The 17,715-nt window shown below is 73.2% G+C and carries 11 protein-coding genes; 6 read left to right on the forward strand and 5 right to left on the reverse strand.

Annotation, left to right across the window (positions count from 1 at the left end; genetic code table 11):
* Positions 1–20: 20 nt before the first annotated feature.
* Both FRAEUI1C_RS35335 and FRAEUI1C_RS35340 read right to left on the reverse strand, forming a co-directional pair.
* Positions 21–1,220: a CapA family protein gene (locus FRAEUI1C_RS35335; RefSeq protein WP_232425236.1), complete on the reverse strand. Its 1,200-nt coding sequence runs from the start codon at positions 1,218–1,220 to the stop codon at positions 21–23.
* A 227-nt stretch (positions 1,221–1,447) separates the two neighbouring features.
* Complete coding sequence (locus FRAEUI1C_RS35340) at positions 1,448–2,404, reverse strand: LLM class F420-dependent oxidoreductase (protein ID WP_438270007.1); 957 nt, start codon at positions 2,402–2,404, stop codon at positions 1,448–1,450.
* Between the two features lie 178 nt (positions 2,405–2,582).
* Between FRAEUI1C_RS35340 and pdhA the strand changes: the two genes are divergently transcribed.
* The 4 genes from pdhA (at position 2,583) to FRAEUI1C_RS35360 (ending at position 8,171) form a co-directional block, all read left to right on the forward strand.
* The gene (gene pdhA / locus FRAEUI1C_RS35345; protein WP_083819693.1) at positions 2,583–4,010 is read left to right on the forward strand and encodes a pyruvate dehydrogenase (acetyl-transferring) E1 component subunit alpha; all 1,428 of its coding nucleotides are present in this window, start codon (positions 2,583–2,585) and stop codon (positions 4,008–4,010) included.
* Positions 3,998–5,041 carry an alpha-ketoacid dehydrogenase subunit beta gene (locus FRAEUI1C_RS35350; RefSeq protein ID WP_013428200.1) on the forward strand — a complete coding sequence of 348 codons (1,044 nt, stop codon included), beginning with the start codon at positions 3,998–4,000 and terminating at the stop codon, positions 5,039–5,041. The genes pdhA and FRAEUI1C_RS35350 overlap by 13 nt, the downstream gene beginning before the upstream one ends.
* 82 nt (positions 5,042–5,123) lie before the next feature.
* The gene (locus tag FRAEUI1C_RS35355; RefSeq protein WP_013428201.1) at positions 5,124–6,911 is read left to right on the forward strand and encodes a dihydrolipoamide acetyltransferase family protein; all 1,788 of its coding nucleotides are present in this window, start codon (positions 5,124–5,126) and stop codon (positions 6,909–6,911) included.
* Between the two features lie 1,011 nt (positions 6,912–7,922).
* Entirely contained in the window at positions 7,923–8,171 is a 249-nt protein-coding gene (locus FRAEUI1C_RS35360; protein WP_013428202.1) for a hypothetical protein, read from the forward strand.
* A gap of 208 nt (positions 8,172–8,379) precedes the next feature.
* Here FRAEUI1C_RS35360 and FRAEUI1C_RS35365 read toward each other — a convergent pair whose 3' ends face one another.
* Both FRAEUI1C_RS35365 and FRAEUI1C_RS35370 read right to left on the reverse strand, forming a co-directional pair.
* Positions 8,380–8,676, reverse strand: a complete 297-nt coding sequence (locus FRAEUI1C_RS35365; protein WP_157735226.1) for a hypothetical protein — start codon at positions 8,674–8,676, stop codon at positions 8,380–8,382.
* A 156-nt stretch (positions 8,677–8,832) separates the two neighbouring features.
* Positions 8,833–10,701 carry an acyl-CoA dehydrogenase gene (locus FRAEUI1C_RS35370; protein ID WP_013428204.1) on the reverse strand — a complete coding sequence of 623 codons (1,869 nt, stop codon included), beginning with the start codon at positions 10,699–10,701 and terminating at the stop codon, positions 8,833–8,835.
* Positions 10,702–11,195: 494 nt separating this feature from the next.
* Here FRAEUI1C_RS35370 and FRAEUI1C_RS35375 point away from each other — a divergent pair, with 494 nt between their 5' ends.
* A complete protein-coding gene (locus tag FRAEUI1C_RS35375) occupies positions 11,196–11,825 on the forward strand; it encodes a hypothetical protein (protein ID WP_013428205.1) in 630 nt (209 codons plus the stop codon).
* A 259-nt stretch (positions 11,826–12,084) separates the two neighbouring features.
* Positions 12,085–15,315 (forward strand): ATP-binding protein, encoded by a 3,231-nt coding sequence (locus FRAEUI1C_RS35380; RefSeq protein ID WP_041259847.1) that lies wholly within the window; start codon positions 12,085–12,087, stop codon positions 15,313–15,315.
* A 349-nt stretch (positions 15,316–15,664) separates the two neighbouring features.
* Here FRAEUI1C_RS35380 and FRAEUI1C_RS41515 read toward each other — a convergent pair whose 3' ends face one another.
* Positions 15,665–17,257 (reverse strand): hypothetical protein, encoded by a 1,593-nt coding sequence (locus FRAEUI1C_RS41515; protein WP_013428207.1) that lies wholly within the window; start codon positions 17,255–17,257, stop codon positions 15,665–15,667.
* Positions 17,258–17,715: the final 458 nt, after the last annotated feature.

The raw sequence follows: 17,715 nt of genomic DNA on the forward strand, positions 1-17,715 counted from the left end.
CAAGCGAGGCGTCGACCGGGTCAGCCGTGGGTCGGGGCCGCCGCGGGCGGGCTGGTCGGGGCGGCCGCCGGCTGGGCGGTCGAGCCGGACGACGCGGGGATGGCGCCCCAGGTGGGCGGGTTGGCGTTGAGGCCGGCGCACTGCTGGAGGGAACCGACGGTGCCCACGATCTGCTGCGCGTCCACCCCGGTCGCGGGCCGAGGCAGGCCGCCGGAGATCCGGGCCGGTAGCCACTGGGCCTGCGTCACGGCCCGGCCCTGGACGGTGAGGCGCAGGATGCCGCTCTGCGTGTTGGCGGCCATCCCGGAGGAGTAGAAGACGAAGTTGCCCAGGCCGTAGTCGACGAACGCGCCCGACGGGTGCCAGCCGCCGCCCTCGAGCACGTGCGCGTGCGAGCCGACGACGATGTCCGCCCCGGCGGCGACCAGCTCCGGCACGATCCCGGTCTGGTCGGTGCCCGGGCAGCTGTGCGTCTCGACGCCCCAGTGCAGGTCCACCACGACGGTGTCCGCGTCCGCCCGCACCGCCCGGACCGCCGCGAGGAGCTCGGTCATGTCCTTGGCCGACGCGAGGCCCGGCTTGCCCGGCCCGGACGTCCACGCGGCGGCCAGGTTGTCGTCCAGCACCCGGGTCGCCCCGATGATCGCTATCCGCTGACCCTTGATCGTCACCTTGTAGGGCCGGAACGCGGCGGTGTCGTCCGCGCCGATGCCGACGACCGGGAAGTTGGCCGCCTGGGCGGCGCTGAGGGTGTCGCGCAGGCCGGTCGTGCCGTAGTCCATCGCGTGGTTGTTGGCCATGGTGACGACGTCGACCCCGGAGCCGCGCAGCGCGGTGAACGCCCGGGCCGGGGCCCGGAAGGTGAACTCCTTGTCGGCCGGGTCACCGCCGTCGGTGATCGCGGTCTCCAGGTTGACCATGGTGAGGTCGGCGGCCGACAGTTCCGGCACGATCGGGCCGAAGCCGTTCAGCGCGGCGGCCGCCGAGCCGGCGAAGTGCACGTCGCCGGCGAACTGCAGCGTCACCGGCTGCCCGGTCGGCGCCCGCCGCGTCCCGCCCGGTGGCACGTTCGCCGCCGTCGTCGCGGACGCCTGGTCCGCCACGCCCGTCGAGGCCACGGCGTCGGCGCCGCCGGCCGTGCCGTCGGACGACGAACCCCCGAGCAGCCCACAGCCCGCCAGGGCCAACCCGACGGCTGTCAACGCTGCCCCGGCTCGCACCGGTCCGCCGCGCCAGCCATTCCGGTGCTCCGGGGCGCGAACGCCCGTGCCGGAGGCGTCCGGCCTGCCCTGATCCCCGCGCGACGGCACCGCAGCTCCACCCTGCCCGTTCCGGCTCCCCAGCCAGAGGACACGGTACGCAGACACCGGCAGACCACTTGCCATCGACCCGCCGGCCGGCTCGCGCCGGCCGGTCTACGCGGCGGTCGGTCTACGCGGCGGTCGGTCTACAGGGCGAGCAGGGCCGGGGCGAGCTCGCGCCACTGGCGGCGCGGCAGGCCGCGTCGGTCGTAGTCGAGGACCTGGATCGCGACCTGGTCGGCGCCCGCGTCGAGATGCTCAGCGATCCGCGCGGCAAGCACCTCGGGGCCGCCATGCGGGACGATCATGTCGACCAGCCGGTCGGAGCCCGCGTTGGCGAAGTCGTCGTCGGTGTAGCCGTAGCGGCGCAGGTTGTTGGTGTAGTTCGGCAGCCGCAGGTAGGAGCCGGTGTGCCGCCGGGCCAGCTCCCGGGCCCGCTCGGTGTCGGTGTCGAGGACGAACGCCTGCTCGGGGACGAGCAGCTTGCCGGAACCGAGCGTCTTGCGGGCCGCCGCCGTGTGCTCGGGCGGCACGAAGTAGGTGTGCGCCCCGTCGGCGCGGTCGCGGGCGAGCTCGAGCATCTTCGGCCCGAGCGCGGCCAGCACCCGCGGCGGCTCGACGAGTGGCGGTACTGCTCTGTACTGCTCGGTGGCCATCCGGTCCATCTCGGCGAGGTAGGCCGACATCTGGCCGAGCGGCTTCGTGTACGGCACGCCACGGATCTGCATCAGCTCGGCGTGCGAGACCCCGAGACCGAGCACGAACCGCCCCGGGAACGCCTCGGCCAGGGCGAGCTGACCGGCCGCCATCGTGAGCGGGTTGCGGGCCAGGATCTGCGCGATGCCGGTGGCGACGGTGATCCGGGCCGTGGCGGCGAGCATCATCCCGGCCGTCACCAGCACCTCACGGCCCTTGACCTCGCCGGTCCAGACCGTCGGGTAGCCCAGCTCGTCGAGCTCCGCGACGGCCTCCCGCACGACGCCGGCCGGCGAGAAGTCGAACTGCCCGCTCCACACGCCGACCTGGCCGAGCGCCGCGCCGTCGACCAGCGGCCGGGCGGCCGGGCGCGCGGTGGGCTGGGCTGGTTCCTCGGATCCGCTCACGCCGTCACCGTACCGACCCGGCCGGGCCCGCACCGGACGGCGCCCTGTCACCGGCGCGGATCGCGCGCGAGACCCACACCCACGCCCGCGTGGATCTCCCGGGCCGTCCCCACCCTTCGATGATCAGTAGTGAGATTCTGGCTTGCCGTTACAGGAGACCGTCCTATCGTTAGCGACCGTGACGGAGCTGATGCAGCTGCTCACACCCAGCGGGCAGCGGGTGGCGACGGCGTCCGGGCGTGAGATCGAGGCACACGTCGCGGACGTGGGCGTCGCGGACCTGTTGGACCTGTACGCCGACATGGTGGTCGTCCGCCGACTGGACGAGGAGGCCACGGCGCTGCAGCGCCAGGGTGAGCTCGGGCTCTGGGCCCCGCTGCGCGGCCAGGAGGCGGCCCAGGTCGGCTCAGCCCGGGCCCTCGCGCCGGACGACATGGCCTTCCCGTCGTACCGCGAGCACGGCGTCGCCTACTGCCGGGGCGTCGACCCGGTCGCGGTACTCGGGCTCTTCCGCGGCGTCTCGCACGGTGGCTGGGACCCCGCCGAGCACGGCTTCGCGCTCTACGCGATCGTCGTCGGCGCCCAGACGCTGCACGCGACCGGCTACGCGATGGGCGTCACCCGGGACGGCGGCCAGTGCGCGACGATCACGTACTTCGGCGACGGCGCCTCCAGCCAGGGCGACGTCAACGAGGCGTTCGGCTGGGCGGCGGTGTTCAGCGCACCCGTCGTCTTCTTCTGCCAGAACAACCAGTACGCGATCTCGGAACCGACCGCCTACCAGTCCCGTGTGCCAATCTCCCAGCGAGCCGTCGGCTACGGCTTCCCTGGCGTGCGCGTCGACGGCAACGACGTCCTCGCCACGCTGGCGGTGACCCGCTGGGCGCTGGAACGGGCCAGAGCGGGTGACGGGCCGACACTCGTCGAGGCGGTCACCTACCGGATGGGCGCGCACACCACCGCGGACGACCCGACCCGCTACCGAGACGCCGCCGAGGTCGCGGCCTGGGCCCAGCGCGACCCGATCGCCCGAGTACGTGCCCACCTCGTCGGCGAGGACGCGCTGGACCCGACGGGTGAGGCCGCGATCGCCGCCCGGGCCGACGAGATCGCCGCCGACCTGCGCCGCCGGTGTCTCGCACTGCCGGACCCGGCGCCGCTCACGCTGTTCGACCACGTGACGGTGGAGGAGAGCCGGCAGCTGGCGGCCGAACGCGCCGACCTCGCCGGCCTGCTCGCCGCCGGCCCGGACGACGGCGGCTCCGGGGACGGCGGCTCTGAGGACGGCGGCCTCTACCTGGGGGACCCGTACCCGGACGATCCACGCCGTGGCGACGAGTACCAGCACGCTCCCTACCCGGACGACCCACGCCAGGGCGGTGCCACGAACCCCCGTCCGACCGGTTCGGCCTCGCCCCGGCCGCCCGCGGCCTCGTCCCGGGTGGAGGGCGCCCCGGCGGCGGCCGCCGGGGTCGAGGCCGACACCGCCGCCGCGCCCCAGCCGGCCGCACAGGCGCCGGCGGCGAACGCGGCGACCCGACTGAACGGCGGGCGGCCAGTCGCTCCGCCGCAGTTCCCAGGCCCGGAGGCATCGTGCCCACACTGACGCTCGCCGGCGCGCTCAACAACGGGCTGCGCGCCGCGATGGAGACCGACCCCAAGGTCGTCGTGATGGGTGAGGACGTCGGCCGGCTCGGCGGCGTCTTCCGGGTGACGGACGGGCTGCGCGCCCGGTTCGGCGAGGACCGCGTCATCGACACCCCGCTCGCCGAGTCCGCGATCATCGGGACCGCGATCGGCCTGGCGATGCGCGGCTTCCGACCGGTCTGCGAGATCCAGTTCGACGGCTTCGTCTACCCGGCGTTCGACCAGATCGTCAGCAACCTCGCCAAGCTGCACTACCGCTCGGCCGGGCGGACCCGGATGCCCGTGACGATCCGGATTCCGGTCGGCGGCGGCATCGGCGCGGTCGAGCACCACAGCGAGTCCCCGGAGGCGTACTTCTGCCACACCGCCGGGCTCAAGGTGGTGACCTGCTCCAACCCGGCCGACGCCCAGGTGATGATCCAGCAGGCGGTCGCGGCGGACGACCCGGTGGTCTTCCTGGAACCGAAACGGCGCTACTGGGAGAAGGACGAGGTCGACCCCGTCATCCTCGGAGCGCTCGGGATCGCCGACGACGGCGCGCCGGCCGGGTCGGTCATGGTCCCGGCGGCCCGCGTGCCGGCGCCGCTGTTCAGCAGCCGGGTGGTACGGCCGGGCTCGGACGCGACCCTCGTCGGCTACGGGCCGATGGTGCGCACCTGCCTGGACGCGGCGCTCATCACCGAGGCCGAGGACGGGCGCTCGTTGGAGGTCATCGACCTGCGCACACTCTCGCCACTCGACCTCGACCCCGTGATCGAGTCGGTCCGGCGGACCGGGCGGCTGGTCGTCGTGCACGAGGCGCCGTCGAACGTCTCGCTCTCCGCCGAGGTGGCGGCCAGGGTCACCGAACAGGCCTTCTACTCGCTGGAGGCGCCGGTCCTGCGCGTCACCGGCTTCGACACCCCGTACCCGCCGTCTCGGCTGGAGGAGAGCTACCTGCCCGACGTCGACCGCATTCTCGACGCCGTGGACCGGACCTTCACCTACTGAGCCCCTGACCGGCGAACTCCTGACCGACCTGAGCCCCTGACCCGCGAAGCCCCTGACCTGCGAAGCCCTGGATGGAGGCACGGTGGCGCGACGAGAGTTCCGGCTCCCCGACCTGGGCGAGGGTCTCGCGGAGGCGGAGATCGTCCAGTGGCTGGTCACGGCCGGCGACCGGGTGACGGTCAACCAGCCGCTGGTCGAGGTGGAGACGGCGAAGGCCGTGGTCGAGCTGCCGAGCCCGTTCGCCGGCCTGCTGGTCGCGACCCACGGCGCCGCGGGCGACACGATCTCCGTCGGCACCGTCCTGGTCACCGTCGAGGACGACGAGACCGCCGAGCCGGCCGCGGCCGCGGGCGCGCCCCCGGCCGCGGGTGCCCGGACCGGCGGCGCACCCGAGCCGTCGCCGGGAGCGGCGGCGGCCGTTCCCGCGCCCGCCGGCGCCGCTGGCGGCGGCGGTCGGGAGCCGATGCTGGTCGGCTACGGCCCGCGCGCGGCGGCGGTCGGCGGGCCGGCCGGCCTCAGTCGAACTCGCCGCCGTCACCATCGCGTCGCGGCGGCCAACGGCGCCCAGGCCGCGATCACGGCGCCAGCCGGGAGCCGGGCCGCCGCCACGCCGCCGGGCGACCCACACGAAGGCGGGCCCACGCTGGCCAAGCCACCGGTACGCCGGCTGGCCCGCGACCTGGGCGTCGACCTCGGCGGGCTCGTCGGCACCGGTCCTGCGGGCACGATCAGCCGGCATGACGTCGAGGCGGCCGCGGGCGTCCTCGGTCATCCGGGACCTCCCGCCGATGCCCGGTTCACCCCGTCGGCGCCGGCCAGGCCCGCGGGACCGTCCGCCGCCCCGGCGGTGCCGCCTGCCGGCGCGCCTGGCTGGGGGCCGCGGACCGTGCCACCCGCCGGCACCCCACGACCCGACAGCGCCGCCCGGCCCGACGTCAACGCCCGGCCCACCGGCGTCACACGGCCCGGCGGCGTCACACGGCCCGATGGCGCCGCTCGGCCGGACGGCCTCGGCTGGCCCGACGGCACGGCCCAGGCAGGGGCCGGCGCACGGCTCGACGGCACCGCGTTGGCCGCGGGTCCGGCCGCGCCGCAGCCCGGCGGCCAGCCGGCCGAACCCGTCGGCTGGGTTCCGGCCGGGGCGACCTTCGACGAGGTCAGCCGGACCTGGCGGATCCGGGTGTCCGGCGTACGCCGGGCGACCGCGCGGGCGATGGTGAGCAGCGCCTTCACGGCGCCGCACGTCACCGAGTTCGTCTCCGTCGACCTCACGGAGACGTTGGCGGTCCGCGACCGGATCGCGACACTGCCCGAGTTCGCCGGCCTGAAGGTGACGCCACTGCTGTTCGTCGCCCGCGCCCTGGTGGCCGCCGTCCGGCGTCACCCGATGATCAACGCCGGCTGGGTCGAGAGCGGCGTCGGGGACCCGGAGATCGTCGTCTCCAGCGCGGTCAACCTGGGCATCGCGGTCGCCTCGCCGCGGGGCCTGCTCGTGCCGAACGTCCCGGACGCCGACCGGCTCGACCTGGCCGGCCTCGCCCAGGCCCTGCACGACCTGACCACCCGGACCAGATCCGGCCGGGCGAGGCCCGCCGACCTGAGTGGCGGAACGATCACCATCACCAACATCGGGGTCTTCGGCGTCGACATCGGCACGCCGATCCTCAACCCCGGCGAGGCCGCGATCCTCGCCATCGGCGCGATCCGCCCGGCCCCCTGGGTGCACGAGGGTCAGCTAGCGGTCCGCACCGTCGGCCAGCTCGCGCTCTCCTTCGACCACCGTCTGGTCGACGGCGAGCTCGGTTCCGCCGTCCTCGCCGACATCGCCGCCATGCTCACCGACCCCACCCTCCTACTCGCCTGGAGCTGACCGGGCCAGGCACCGCACACGTCGCGGCGTCGGCATTCCACGAAGCGCGAGATCCACCGCAACCCCCGGTCCCGCGGGTATTAAAGATCACCAGTGTCCCCGTTCCGCGGAACGCGAAGATCCACCGCAGACCGGTCCCGCAGAACATCAAGATCGATCGGGTACGCCCACGTTCGGCGGAACGCGAAGATCGACAAGGGCCCCACCCCCCGCCACGTCGATTTCCATACCAAGCCAGCGATCAAGGTCGTCAATCAGCCCGGCCAGGACTCATGATCGCCAGCCTGGTATGCGAATGGGCGTTCCCCAACCCATTTGCGGCATTTATCCATACGTGCTTCGCGATCAAGGAACGCCAGTCGCCCGACAGGCCACGAAGATCAGTGTCCGGGTATGGAAACCGGCGCGGCGAGGCCCGCGCGCGGCTCCGCGGAACCCGGAGACCACCACAACACGGCCACACAGGCAGGACCGGCGCCGCCTGCATCACGGAACACGAAGATCCCCCCGCCGCTCCACGCGAACGCGGAGATCACCGGCCCAGCCCTCCGCACGTTCCAGGCGATCCGGCGATCACCCGTGACGCCTACGCCCACGTTCCGCGGAACGCGGAGATCAACCGTGACACCGGCCCCACGGAGGGTGGAGCTCATTCGCGCGAGCCAGGACCCGCTCGTTGATCGCCGTCTTGGCCCTCTGGTGGTCGTGGGCGGCGCGACACTACGACCGCCCGAGGGCCGAGACGGCGATCATGCCCATGGAGCCGGTCCACGACGAGCGGCCATGAGGGAGCAGGGCTGGGTCATGGGGAGCAGGGGCCGTAGGGGTGCTTCGCCAGCCAACGGGCGGCAATCGCCCAACAGATGAGGCGATGTCGGTCAAGGCTCGCGGAGCGGGCGCAAAGGGGACAGGTGGGGCGAACAACAGTGGCAGGATGCTGCCTGGTAACGTGCGGAACGCAGCCAGGTATCAGCACGGCTCCGGCTTCACGGGACAAATGAGGTGACCCACATGACGCGCGTGGAAGCTCTGATGGCCGCGGACGAGTTTGTCGCCAAGGTCCTCAACTCCGCGTCGTCCGCGGGTCAGACCAGCGGTCGGTTCACCGGCGCCCTCAACCTGGCCGAGCGGGTCGACCTGACGCTGCGCGTCGCCCGGTTCCTCCTCGAGGGCCAGCCGTCCTCGGAAGCCGACGACATCCTCAAGCGCGACATGCGCAACGAGCTGGACCAGGCCTTCCCGCCCCTTCGGACCTCCTGACCAGGTCCCCCCCAATGCAGGGGTCCCCGCGCGGCGCCGAAGGCGACGTGTGGGGCAAGCACAGGCCTTCCCGCCCCTCCGGACCTCCTGACCAGGTCCCCCCCAATGCAGGTCCTAGTCTCGCGAGGCACTCCACCCGCGAGAGCATCCAGCTGCTCGGACCCCTCATCGATCCCGCGTCCACCCAGATCAGCCTGCGACGGGCAGGCTAGAGGGGCTCGGTCAGGTTCGGGTAATCGTGGACCGGGGCCACGATCGGGGCCGTCGGCTCGACCACGATGTCGTCGTCGAGGGACAGCGGCGGCGTCGCCCCCTGCTCGATGGACTCCTCGAAGATGCGGCGCCGCCAGAGGTCGCGATAGAACGACGCCGCGAAGCCGGCGACGCTGACCAGCATGATGATCACGCCTACCGCGACGAGGCTGATGCCGGAGGGCTCGGCTCGGATGGCGAAGGTAAAGATCGCACCGACCGCGAAGAACACCAGACTCACCATGATTCCCATGGCCCGGCGTGTACCCAAGATCTGCCGCGAGAACCGCCGCGGCTATCGGCAATCCGGCCTGTTACCCATCGGACACCCGCCGATACGCCACCGGCCGCCGGTGCGGGAGCACCAGGCGGCCGGTGGGTACCGGTCGGGCGGGACCGGTGGGGCGGGCTAGAACGCTTCCTCGGGCAGTGTCATGAGGTCGAGGTCGGCCGCCTCCAGCATGGTGCGGCGGGTGTGCAGCTCCGGCAGGACGTTCGCGGCGAACCACTTGGCCGCGGCGATCTTCCCCTGGTAGAACGCCGCGTCTCGGGCGGACGGGCCTGCCTCGACCGCCGTGATCGCGACCTCGGCGCCCCGCAGCAGCAACCAGCCGATCACCAGGTCACCCAGGCTCATCAGCAGCCGGGTCGTGTTGAGGCCCACCTTGTAGACCTCGTCGCGGTTCTCGGCGGCCGAGGTGAGGAAGCCGACCAGGGCCCCGACCATCGACTGGACGTCCTCCAGCGCGGCGGCGAGCTGGTCGCGCTCCTTGGCGAGGGTGCCGTTGCCGGCGTCGCCCTTGGCGAAAGCCTGGATGTCGATGAGCAGCGCGGTCAGCGCCTGGCCCTGATCCCGCACGATCTTGCGGAAGAACAGGTCCTGGCCCTGGATCGACGTCGTCCCCTCGTAGAGAGTGTCAATCTTGGCGTCCCGGATGTACTGCTCGACCGGGTAGTCCTGCAGGTAGCCGGAGCCGCCGAAGATCTGCAGCGAGCTGGCGAGCAGCTCGTAGGACCGTTCCGAGCCGACGCCCTTGACGATCGGCAGCAGCAGGTCGTTCATCCGGGCGGCCCGCTCGGCGGCGGAGCCGTCCGCGCCGGACAACGCGGCCCGCGACCCGGGGACGCCACCCTCGGACTCGGCGGCGGCGACGGTGTCCTGGAAGGACGCGGTGTAGAGCACCAGCGCCCGCATGCCCTCGGCGTAGGCCTTCTGCGCCATGAGCATCCTGCGGACATCCGGGTGGTGGATGATCGTGACACGCGGCGCGCCCTTGTCGGTGGCGGCGAGGTCGGCGCCCTGGACCCGGGTACGGGCGAACTCCAGCGCGTTGAGGTAGCCGGTGGACAGCGTGGCGATGGCCTTCGTGCCGACCATCATCCGGGCGTGCTCGATCACCTGGAACATCTGGGCGATGCCGTCGTGGACGTCGCCGACCAGCCAACCGACGGCGGGCGTCTTCTCGCCGAAGCGCAGCTCGGTGGTCGCCGAGACCTTCAGGCCCATCTTGTGCTCGACGTTGGTGACGTAGACGCCGTTGCGAGCGCCAGGCGCACCCGTCTCCGGGTCCGGCATGAACTTCGGCACGATGAACATCGACAGGCCCTTGGTGCCCGGGCCGTGCCCCTCCGGCCGGGCAAGCACCATGTGGAAGATGTTCTCGGGGATGTCCCAGTCACCACTGGTGATGAACCGCTTGACGCCCTCGATGTGCCACGTGCCGTCGGGCTGCTGGACGGCCCGCGTGCGGCCGGCACCCACGTCGGAGCCGGCGTCCGGCTCGGTGAGCACCATCGTCGCGCCCCACTGCCGCTCGACCGCCTGAGCGGCGAACTTCTTCTGCGACTCGGTGCCTAGCTGGTCGAGGATGCCGGCGAAGGTCGGCCCGGCCATGTACATGAAGACGGCCGGGTTCGAGCCCAGGATCAGCTCGGAGGCGGCCCAGGCGACGGTCGGCGGGGCGCCGAGGCCGCCGAGGTGCGCGGGCACGAACAGCCGCCACCACTCGCCCTCCTCCAGGGAGCGGTAGGACTTCTTGAACGACTCGGGCAGCCGGACGGTCCCGGTGGCCGCGTCGAACTGAGGGGGATTGCGGTCCGCGTCCGCGAACGACTCGCCCAGCGGCCCGGTCGCCAGCCGCTCAAGCTCGACGAGGACCTCGTGCGCTGTCTCCCGGTCCATCTCCGCGAACGGGCCGGTGCCCAGGATCTGGTCGACCTTGAACACCTCGAAGAGGTTGAACTCGATGTCTCGAAGGTTGCTCCGGTAGTGCCCCATGGCCGCCCCCATGTCGTATGCGAGCCGAGGGTTTCGCCAGCCGCTTGGCCGTCAGCCGCGCCGCCGCGTCCGCCCCAGGTCCTTGCCGACGTCGAGCACACGGCCCGCCGGCGTTGTTACTGGTGAGTACGTCGTACCCATGCTACTAGCGAGTAACCCAGGCGCAAACCCGTCTTCCCGCCCTCCGTCGCCCGTGATCGACATACGAACCAGGCACGGAGACAAGGGACAACAGGCCAGCCGGGCACCCGGCGACCGTTCCCTGTGACGCAACACACAGCCACCACGGAGGGGGTGAGCCTCGCGAGACGAAAGACGAAGCAGCAACCAACGATCAATAGCGTGCCTAAGCTGAATACTGAAACCCCGACGGAGGCGGCCGGGCAGGCCAACGCCCCGCTACGCAACGCGATAGCTTGTAAGCGCCTCGCCACCGGGTGACGTCCGTCCTGACGGCGTGCCAACCCGGTCCGCCGGGTGGGAGGAGGTGCGCCGTGGCCGGGTGGGCGCGGGTTCGCCAGGCGGTGGTGGCGAGCGTGATGCCGGCGATGGTTGCCGCGGCGCTGTTCGGCACCCTCGTCGGCTGTGGGCACGACAGAAGCCAGAGCACCGCGACGTCCGCCGTGAACACCGCGCCGGGCGGGCCCGACGCGAGCGCGGGCTCCGTTGGGCCGAACTCGGCCACCCCCGCCCCGGCGCCGAGCACCGAGGCCGAGCCGTCACCTGGCACGACAGGCGCGAGCCCGGGCGAGACAGGCGCCGCCGCGGACGGGACGGCCAGCGGCGGCCCGGCCGGCGCGGATTCCTCCGAGCAGGCCGCCAGTCCCGACGTGGCCGCCTCACCGGTCTTCGTCGGCGAGCCATGCGTTCCCAGCCAGGACTCGGCGCCGGGGGCGGCGATCAACGGGCTCACGCTGTTCTGCGTGCCGGTGGCCGGCCCCACGGGCTCGGCCGGCCTGGGCGCCTGGTCGGACTCCCCGCCCAAACCGCAGCCGAGCGGGCCGGCGTCCGGCACGGCCTGCAGCAGCTCCGACGTGGGGCAGGTTCAGCGAGATCCGTCGGGCCGTCCGATCGCCTGCCTGCGTGAATCGAACGGCGACCTGCGCTGGGCCGACATCTCCTGACGAGGGCTGGCAGCAGGACGCTGACTATGGTGGTACCGACCGAATGCCGCACCCGCGGGAGGCACGGCTTGGCTTGGGCATGGGCCGCGCCGCGCCGGGACTCGCGCGGATGAACGACCAACCGGGCGATCCGGGCAACCCCCACCCCCGGGCCAGGGAAAAGCCGCTCGACGGGCCGATGTGGGACGGATCACCGCGCAGTCGACCGATGCCGAAATCCCCCGCCGTCGGGCGGCCCGTTCGGCCTACCATCCGGCACATGGTGCGGTGCCCGGTATGTGCGCGGCAGAACCAGGACGATTCCCGGTTCTGCTCCGCCTGCGGGAACGCTCTCCCTACCGCCGTCAGCGGGACCCGTAAGACCGTCACGGTGCTCTTCGTCGACATCACCGACTCGACCCGCCTGGCCGAGAACATCGACTCCGAGCCGCTCCAGCAGGTGATGGCCCGGTTCTTCGACCTGGCCAGGGAGGCCATCTACGCGCACGGTGGCACCGTCGAGAAATTCATCGGCGACGCGGTCTTCGCGGTCTTCGGCATCCCGGTGCTGCACGAGGACGACTCGCTGCGCGCGGTGCGCACCGCCCTGGAGATCCGGGCCCGGCTGCGGGAGCTCAACCTCGACCTGCACCGCGGCTGGGGCATCGGCCTGCGGGTCCGGATCGGGATCAACACCGGCGAGGTCACCGTCGCCGGCGGTGGGGTCACCGGCGACGCGGTCAACGTCGCCTCCCGGCTGGAGGTCGCCGCCGCACCCGACGAGATCCTGATCGGCGACGTCACCTACCGCCTGATCCGGCACAGCGTCACCGTCGACAGCGTGCCGCCCATGGTGGTGCAGGGGAAGCGCGACCCCGTGCGGGCGCACCGGCTGCTCGGCCTGGTCGACCCCACCGCGGGCCCCGGCAGCCGGACGCCGTCGCTGAGCCTCGCCGCGCCGGTGATCGGGCGCAACCGGGAACGCCGGCGCATCCAGGACGCCTTCGAGGCCGTCGTCGAGGAACGGATCTGCCATCTGTTCACCGTGCTCGGCCCCGCCGGCATCGGGAAGTCGCGGATGGTCAAGGAGTTCTGCGACGGCGTCGCGAGCCGGGCGACCGTGCTGTCCGGCCGTTGCCTTTCCTACGGCGAGGGCATCGCCTACTGGCCGCTGATGGAGATGGTCCGCCAGGCCACCGGGATGTCGGCGGACTCGCCGGCACCGGAGGGCAAGCGCCGGCTGCGCGAGCTGCTCGACGAGCTGGGCGTCGCCGGCGCGCCCGAGGTCGTCGCCGCGCTCGCTCCGCTGGTCGGCCTCGGCGGCGCCGAGGTCGGTACCCAGGAGAGCTTCTGGGCGGTGCGCACCTTCTTCCACGCGCTGGCCGAACGCCGCCCGCTGGTGCTCTGCTTCGACGACGTGCACTGGGCCGAGCCGACGCTGCTCGACCTGATCGAGCACATCACCGACTGGTCCCGCGATGCGCCGATCCTGCTGCTGAGCCTGACCAGGCCCGAGCTGCTGGAGGAGCGCCGGCAGTGGGGCGGCGGCAAGCTGAACGCCACCTCGATGCTGCTGCAGCCGCTCACCGAGGCTCGCTGCCAACGCCTGATCCGCAGCCTGATGGGCTCCGACGACCTCGAACCGGGGCTGGTCGCGAGGATCACCTCGTCGGCGGCCGGCAATCCGCTGTTCGTCGAGCAGATGGTGGCCGCGCTGGTCGACGACGGCCTGCTGCGCCGGGACGGCGACCGCTGGACGGCCACCGGCAGCCTGCGCAACGTCAAGGTCCCGCCGACGATCTCCGCACTGCTCGCGGCCCGGCTCGATCGGCTGGACACCGCCGAACGGCAGGTGCTGGAGCGGGCGGCCGTCGTCGGGGCCCGGTTCTACCTGGACGCGGTCGTCGACCTGTCCGAGCCGGAGGAGCGCCCGCAGGTCGCGGCGCACTGCCTGGCCCTGGTGCGCAAGGAGCTGGTGCACCCGGACCGTTCCGACCTGCCCGGTGTCGAGGCGTTCCGCTTCCTGCACGTGCTGCTGCGCGACTGCGCCTACCAGGCGACGTCGAAGCGGCAGCGGGCCGACCTGCACGAGCGGTTCGCCCGCTGGCTGCAGGCCAGGATGGTCGGCGGCCCTGGCGAGCACGACGAGCTCGTCGGCTACCACCTGGAGCAGGCCTACCGCTACCGGGTCGAGCTCGGCCAGCGGGACGCGGCGACCGTCGAGCTCGGCCGGCAGGCCGCCAGCTGCCTGATCGAGGCGGCCGACCGGGTCCGCCAGGGCGACGAGATGGGCGCCGCCCAGTTGCTCAAGCGGGCGATCGTGCTGCTGCCGGAGCTGGAGCCGTTGCGGCTGCGGGCCGAGATCGACCTGGGCTGGGCGCTGTACTCGTTCGGCCGGCTCTCCGACGCCGACCGGATCCTCCGCCAGGTGACCGAGCGGTCGCGCCGCGCCGGCGAGGACGGGCTACGGGCGCATGCCCGGCTCGCCCATCTGCGGGTGCTGTTCTCCACCGAGCCCGACGGCCTCGTCGCGACGACCCTCGACGAGGCGGGTGAGGCGCTCAGCGACTTCGTCCGCGACGGCGACGAGGTCGGGGCCGCGCTGGCGTGCCGCAGCCAGGCCGCCGCGTACACGGCCGCCGGCCAGTTCGGCGCGGCCGAGAAGGCGATGGAGATGGCGGTCGGGCACGCCGAGGACTCGGGCGTGCCCCGGGCCGCGCAGTCGCTGCGCCGCGAGCTGATCGGGCTGCTGAGCTGGACGCCGCGGTCGGTCGGCGAGGCGATCGGGCTCGCGACGTCCGCGCTGGACGCCGCCGGCGACGACCGTGGTCAGCGCCGAGCGCTGCTCGCCCAGCTCGCGGTGCTCACCGCGATGTCCGGTGACCTGGAGGCGGCTCGGACGCACCTCAAGGACGCCGAGGAGATCGTCTGGGAGGTACGCGGCCCGCGCTTCGACCCGTTGCACAGCGGGTTCGTCGTCGCCAGGGTCGCGGTGCTCGCCGACGACCTGGTCACCGCCGAGCGCGAGCTGCGCCGCAGCTGCCGGCACCTGTCCCGGATGGGCGAGCGGGCGTATCTGGCGACCAGGGCTGCCGCGCTGGCGGACGTCATGCTGGCGCTGGGCCGCCTCGACGACGCCGGCAAGTACGTCACCCGCTGCCGGGACGCGGCCGCCTCCGACCAGCTGCCCGCGCAGGCCGGCTGGTGCGGGGTGCACGCGCGGCTGCTGGCGATCCGGGGCCGGGACGACGAGGCGCTGCGGTTCGCCGAGACCGCTGTCGACCTGTCCGGCCAGACCGACGACCTGGATGGCCAGGCCGTCGCACTGCTGGCCCGCGCCGAGGTGCTACACCGGGCCGACCGCAAGGACGAGGCGGCCGTGAGCCTGGCGAGCGCGATCGAGCGCTACCACCGCAGGGGAAACGTCACCGCCGCCGCGCTGGCCAACCGGGCCTTCGAGAGCCTGGAAGGCCCGGACACCACGGTCGTCATGCTGAGCCCGCCGCGCTGAGCGCCCGCCTCACCGCCGCCATGGCCGGCAGCTTCGGCCGTACCGCCTTCGCCGTCACCGGGGTGACGCGACGAAGCTCCGCCCGGGCGACGCGGCCGTAACGCGCGCAGTCGCAGCGGCAGCAGTCAGATCCCGGCCGGTCGTGTCGATGCTCGACCCGCTGATGTCCACAGGCGCAGTCTGACAGCCTTGGATCCGCCGGCACTTCCATGATTGATCACAGCCTCCCCCGAGCACCTGGGTGAAATTTACCCTTGGCCGGTCGGAGGAGCCCCTGAAGTCGGGAGTTCGACTGCTGGCGAGGGCGGCAGCGGGGCACCAAAGAGGCTTGCCGGCCGACCCGACGGATCTAGGCGAAGCCGCGGTTCTGCTCCTGAAGCCAGTAGAGCTCCTGGGCCCAGACCCGGAGCCGCTCGACGCCGGCCAGCTCGCAGAACAGCGCGTGGGCCACCGCGGGGCGGCGCATCAGGTCCACCTCGGTGTCCCGGAACGGCCAGCCGGGCCGGCCGGTGTCCTCGCAGGCCCGGCGGAACGCGGCCTTCGCCAGCGCGATCTCCGCCAGCGCGTAGTCGACCTGCTCACGTACCACCGCGTGCCTCGCCGCGAGGTCCTCCGGGCTGATCCGGCGGTGGCCGCGGTACGGCTCCAGCGGCACCGGCCCGGTGGCCGCCCCGACCGTCGGCCCGTCACCCGTGCCGGCGGCCACAGCCTGGACCGCCGCGGCGGCCGCGGCGGCGAGGTCGGCCAGCGCGGGCGGCAACGCCACGGCCGCCGGCCCGACGGCCACCGGCGGGTCGGCAGCCGAGGATCCGCCCACCATCAGGCCGTCCCCGACGACGTCCCAGTCGGAGGCCGGTGCTGGGTCCTGGACCGAGCGCGGTGAGGTCCCGTAGTCCAACCGCTGGGGCGCCGAGGGTTCCTCGAGCCGCGGCCGGCCCGGCTGGTCCGGCCCGTACTGCCGGTCGGCTCCGTAGGACCGGTCCAGCGCGTAGGACGGCTCCGGCTGGTACGACCGGTCCGGCCCGTACGACGTGGCCGGCCCGTACGACGTGGCCGGCCCGTAGGACGTGGCCGGCCCGTAGGACGTGGCCGGCCCGTAGGACTGGTCCGGCCCGTAGGACTGGTCCGGCCCGTAGGACTGGTCCGGCCCGTAGGACTGGTCCGGCCGGTAGGGCTGGTCCGGGACGAAGGGCTGGCCGGGCACGAGCGGCTGGTCCGGCCCGTACTGCCAGTCCACCTGGCGGTCCGCCTGGCGGGGTGGGTACGGCGGCGGGAAGTCGACGCCGATCGCCCCGTCGTCGAGCGCGGTCAGTCCCGGCCCGATGTCCGCCGCCGGGACGGGCACCGACGCCGGGACGAAGGCGCCCGACGGCAGCGACACCCCCGGCAGTGATCCGTACGGCGACGCGGCCAGCTCCGTCACCGAGCCCGACGGCACCGAAGGACCGGTCGACGGGCCGTCACCAGGCGGCCGCGGCCGGTCGGAACCCAGCCCGGCGGTCGCCGTGACCTCGAACGGCGCTCGCTCGGTGGCCGGCATCGACGCGGGCGGCGGCTGGTGGGACAAGGCGTCCTGGTAGGTGGGCGAACCCGCCGACGACCAGGACGTCGGTACCGGGAACAGGCCCGCGGGCGAGAAGGGTGCCGTCGGGAGAAGCGTCGTCGGCGGCTGCGGGCCGTCTGGGGCCGGCCGCGACGCGTAGCCCGGCGGAGGAGGGATCGGGCGGCCAAGCTCGTCGACGGCCATGCGCCAGTCGGTCACGTGGCTGACGGCCAGACCGCCCGGAATCCCGCCCTGACCGGCGGGACTCGGCCCGGCCTCCGCCGCCCAGGGCGCCGCGGGCGCTGGCACCGCGGCCGGGTCGACCGGCGGATAGCCGGAATCGTGCCCGTACTCGTTGGGGGCGTGGCCCTCATACGAGCCGAACGACGACACAGACATGGTGAGGGCAGGGTACGACGGGCGCCTCGGGCCCGTCGTACGACGCTTCGCGCCCGGCCACCGCGTGGGCCGGTTGGTCCGCATTGCGGCGGTCGGTGTGATCCCGTGCCAGCTTCTCCACGCCGGTCCGGCCCCGGCCGGACCGGCAGGTTCTAGCCGCCGTTCGGTGGGCAGGCAGAGCGGTATGACCAGGTGGCAGCCATCGCTCGGCCGCGCCCTGTCCGGGCTCGGGCCGGCCTGGCGCCATCCCCGGCCGGGGGCAGGGGCAGGCGCGAGACCGGCTCCAGTCCGGCTCATCCCGGCGCTCAGGGCGTTTCCCGACGAGCCCGCCTTCTGGGCTGCCGGGATGGCGGGCCGGTGAGAGCGTGAAACCGGCTCCCCCACCAATGCCGCCGAAGCCTGATCCACCGGGCTCGGTCCGTTGGCCGGGGCCGGTGATGGACCAGCGGGCACTCCGG

Source organism: Pseudofrankia inefficax (assembly GCF_000166135.1).
GTDB classification, from domain to species: Bacteria; Actinomycetota; Actinomycetes; order Frankiales; family Frankiaceae; genus Pseudofrankia; species Pseudofrankia inefficax.

Coding starts and splice junctions, on each gene's coding strand:
- FRAEUI1C_RS35360 (WP_013428202.1), top strand. CDS start 7,923: ATGACGCGCGTGGAAGCTCTGATGGCCGCGGACGAGTTTGTCGCCAAG.
- FRAEUI1C_RS41515 (WP_013428207.1), bottom strand. CDS start 17,257: ATGTCTGTGTCGTCGTTCGGCTCGTATGAGGGCCACGCCCCCAACGAG.
- FRAEUI1C_RS35380 (WP_041259847.1), top strand. CDS start 12,085: ATGGTGCGGTGCCCGGTATGTGCGCGGCAGAACCAGGACGATTCCCGG.
- FRAEUI1C_RS35370 (WP_013428204.1), bottom strand. CDS start 10,701: ATGGGGCACTACCGGAGCAACCTTCGAGACATCGAGTTCAACCTCTTC.
- FRAEUI1C_RS35365 (WP_157735226.1), bottom strand. CDS start 8,676: ATGGGAATCATGGTGAGTCTGGTGTTCTTCGCGGTCGGTGCGATCTTT.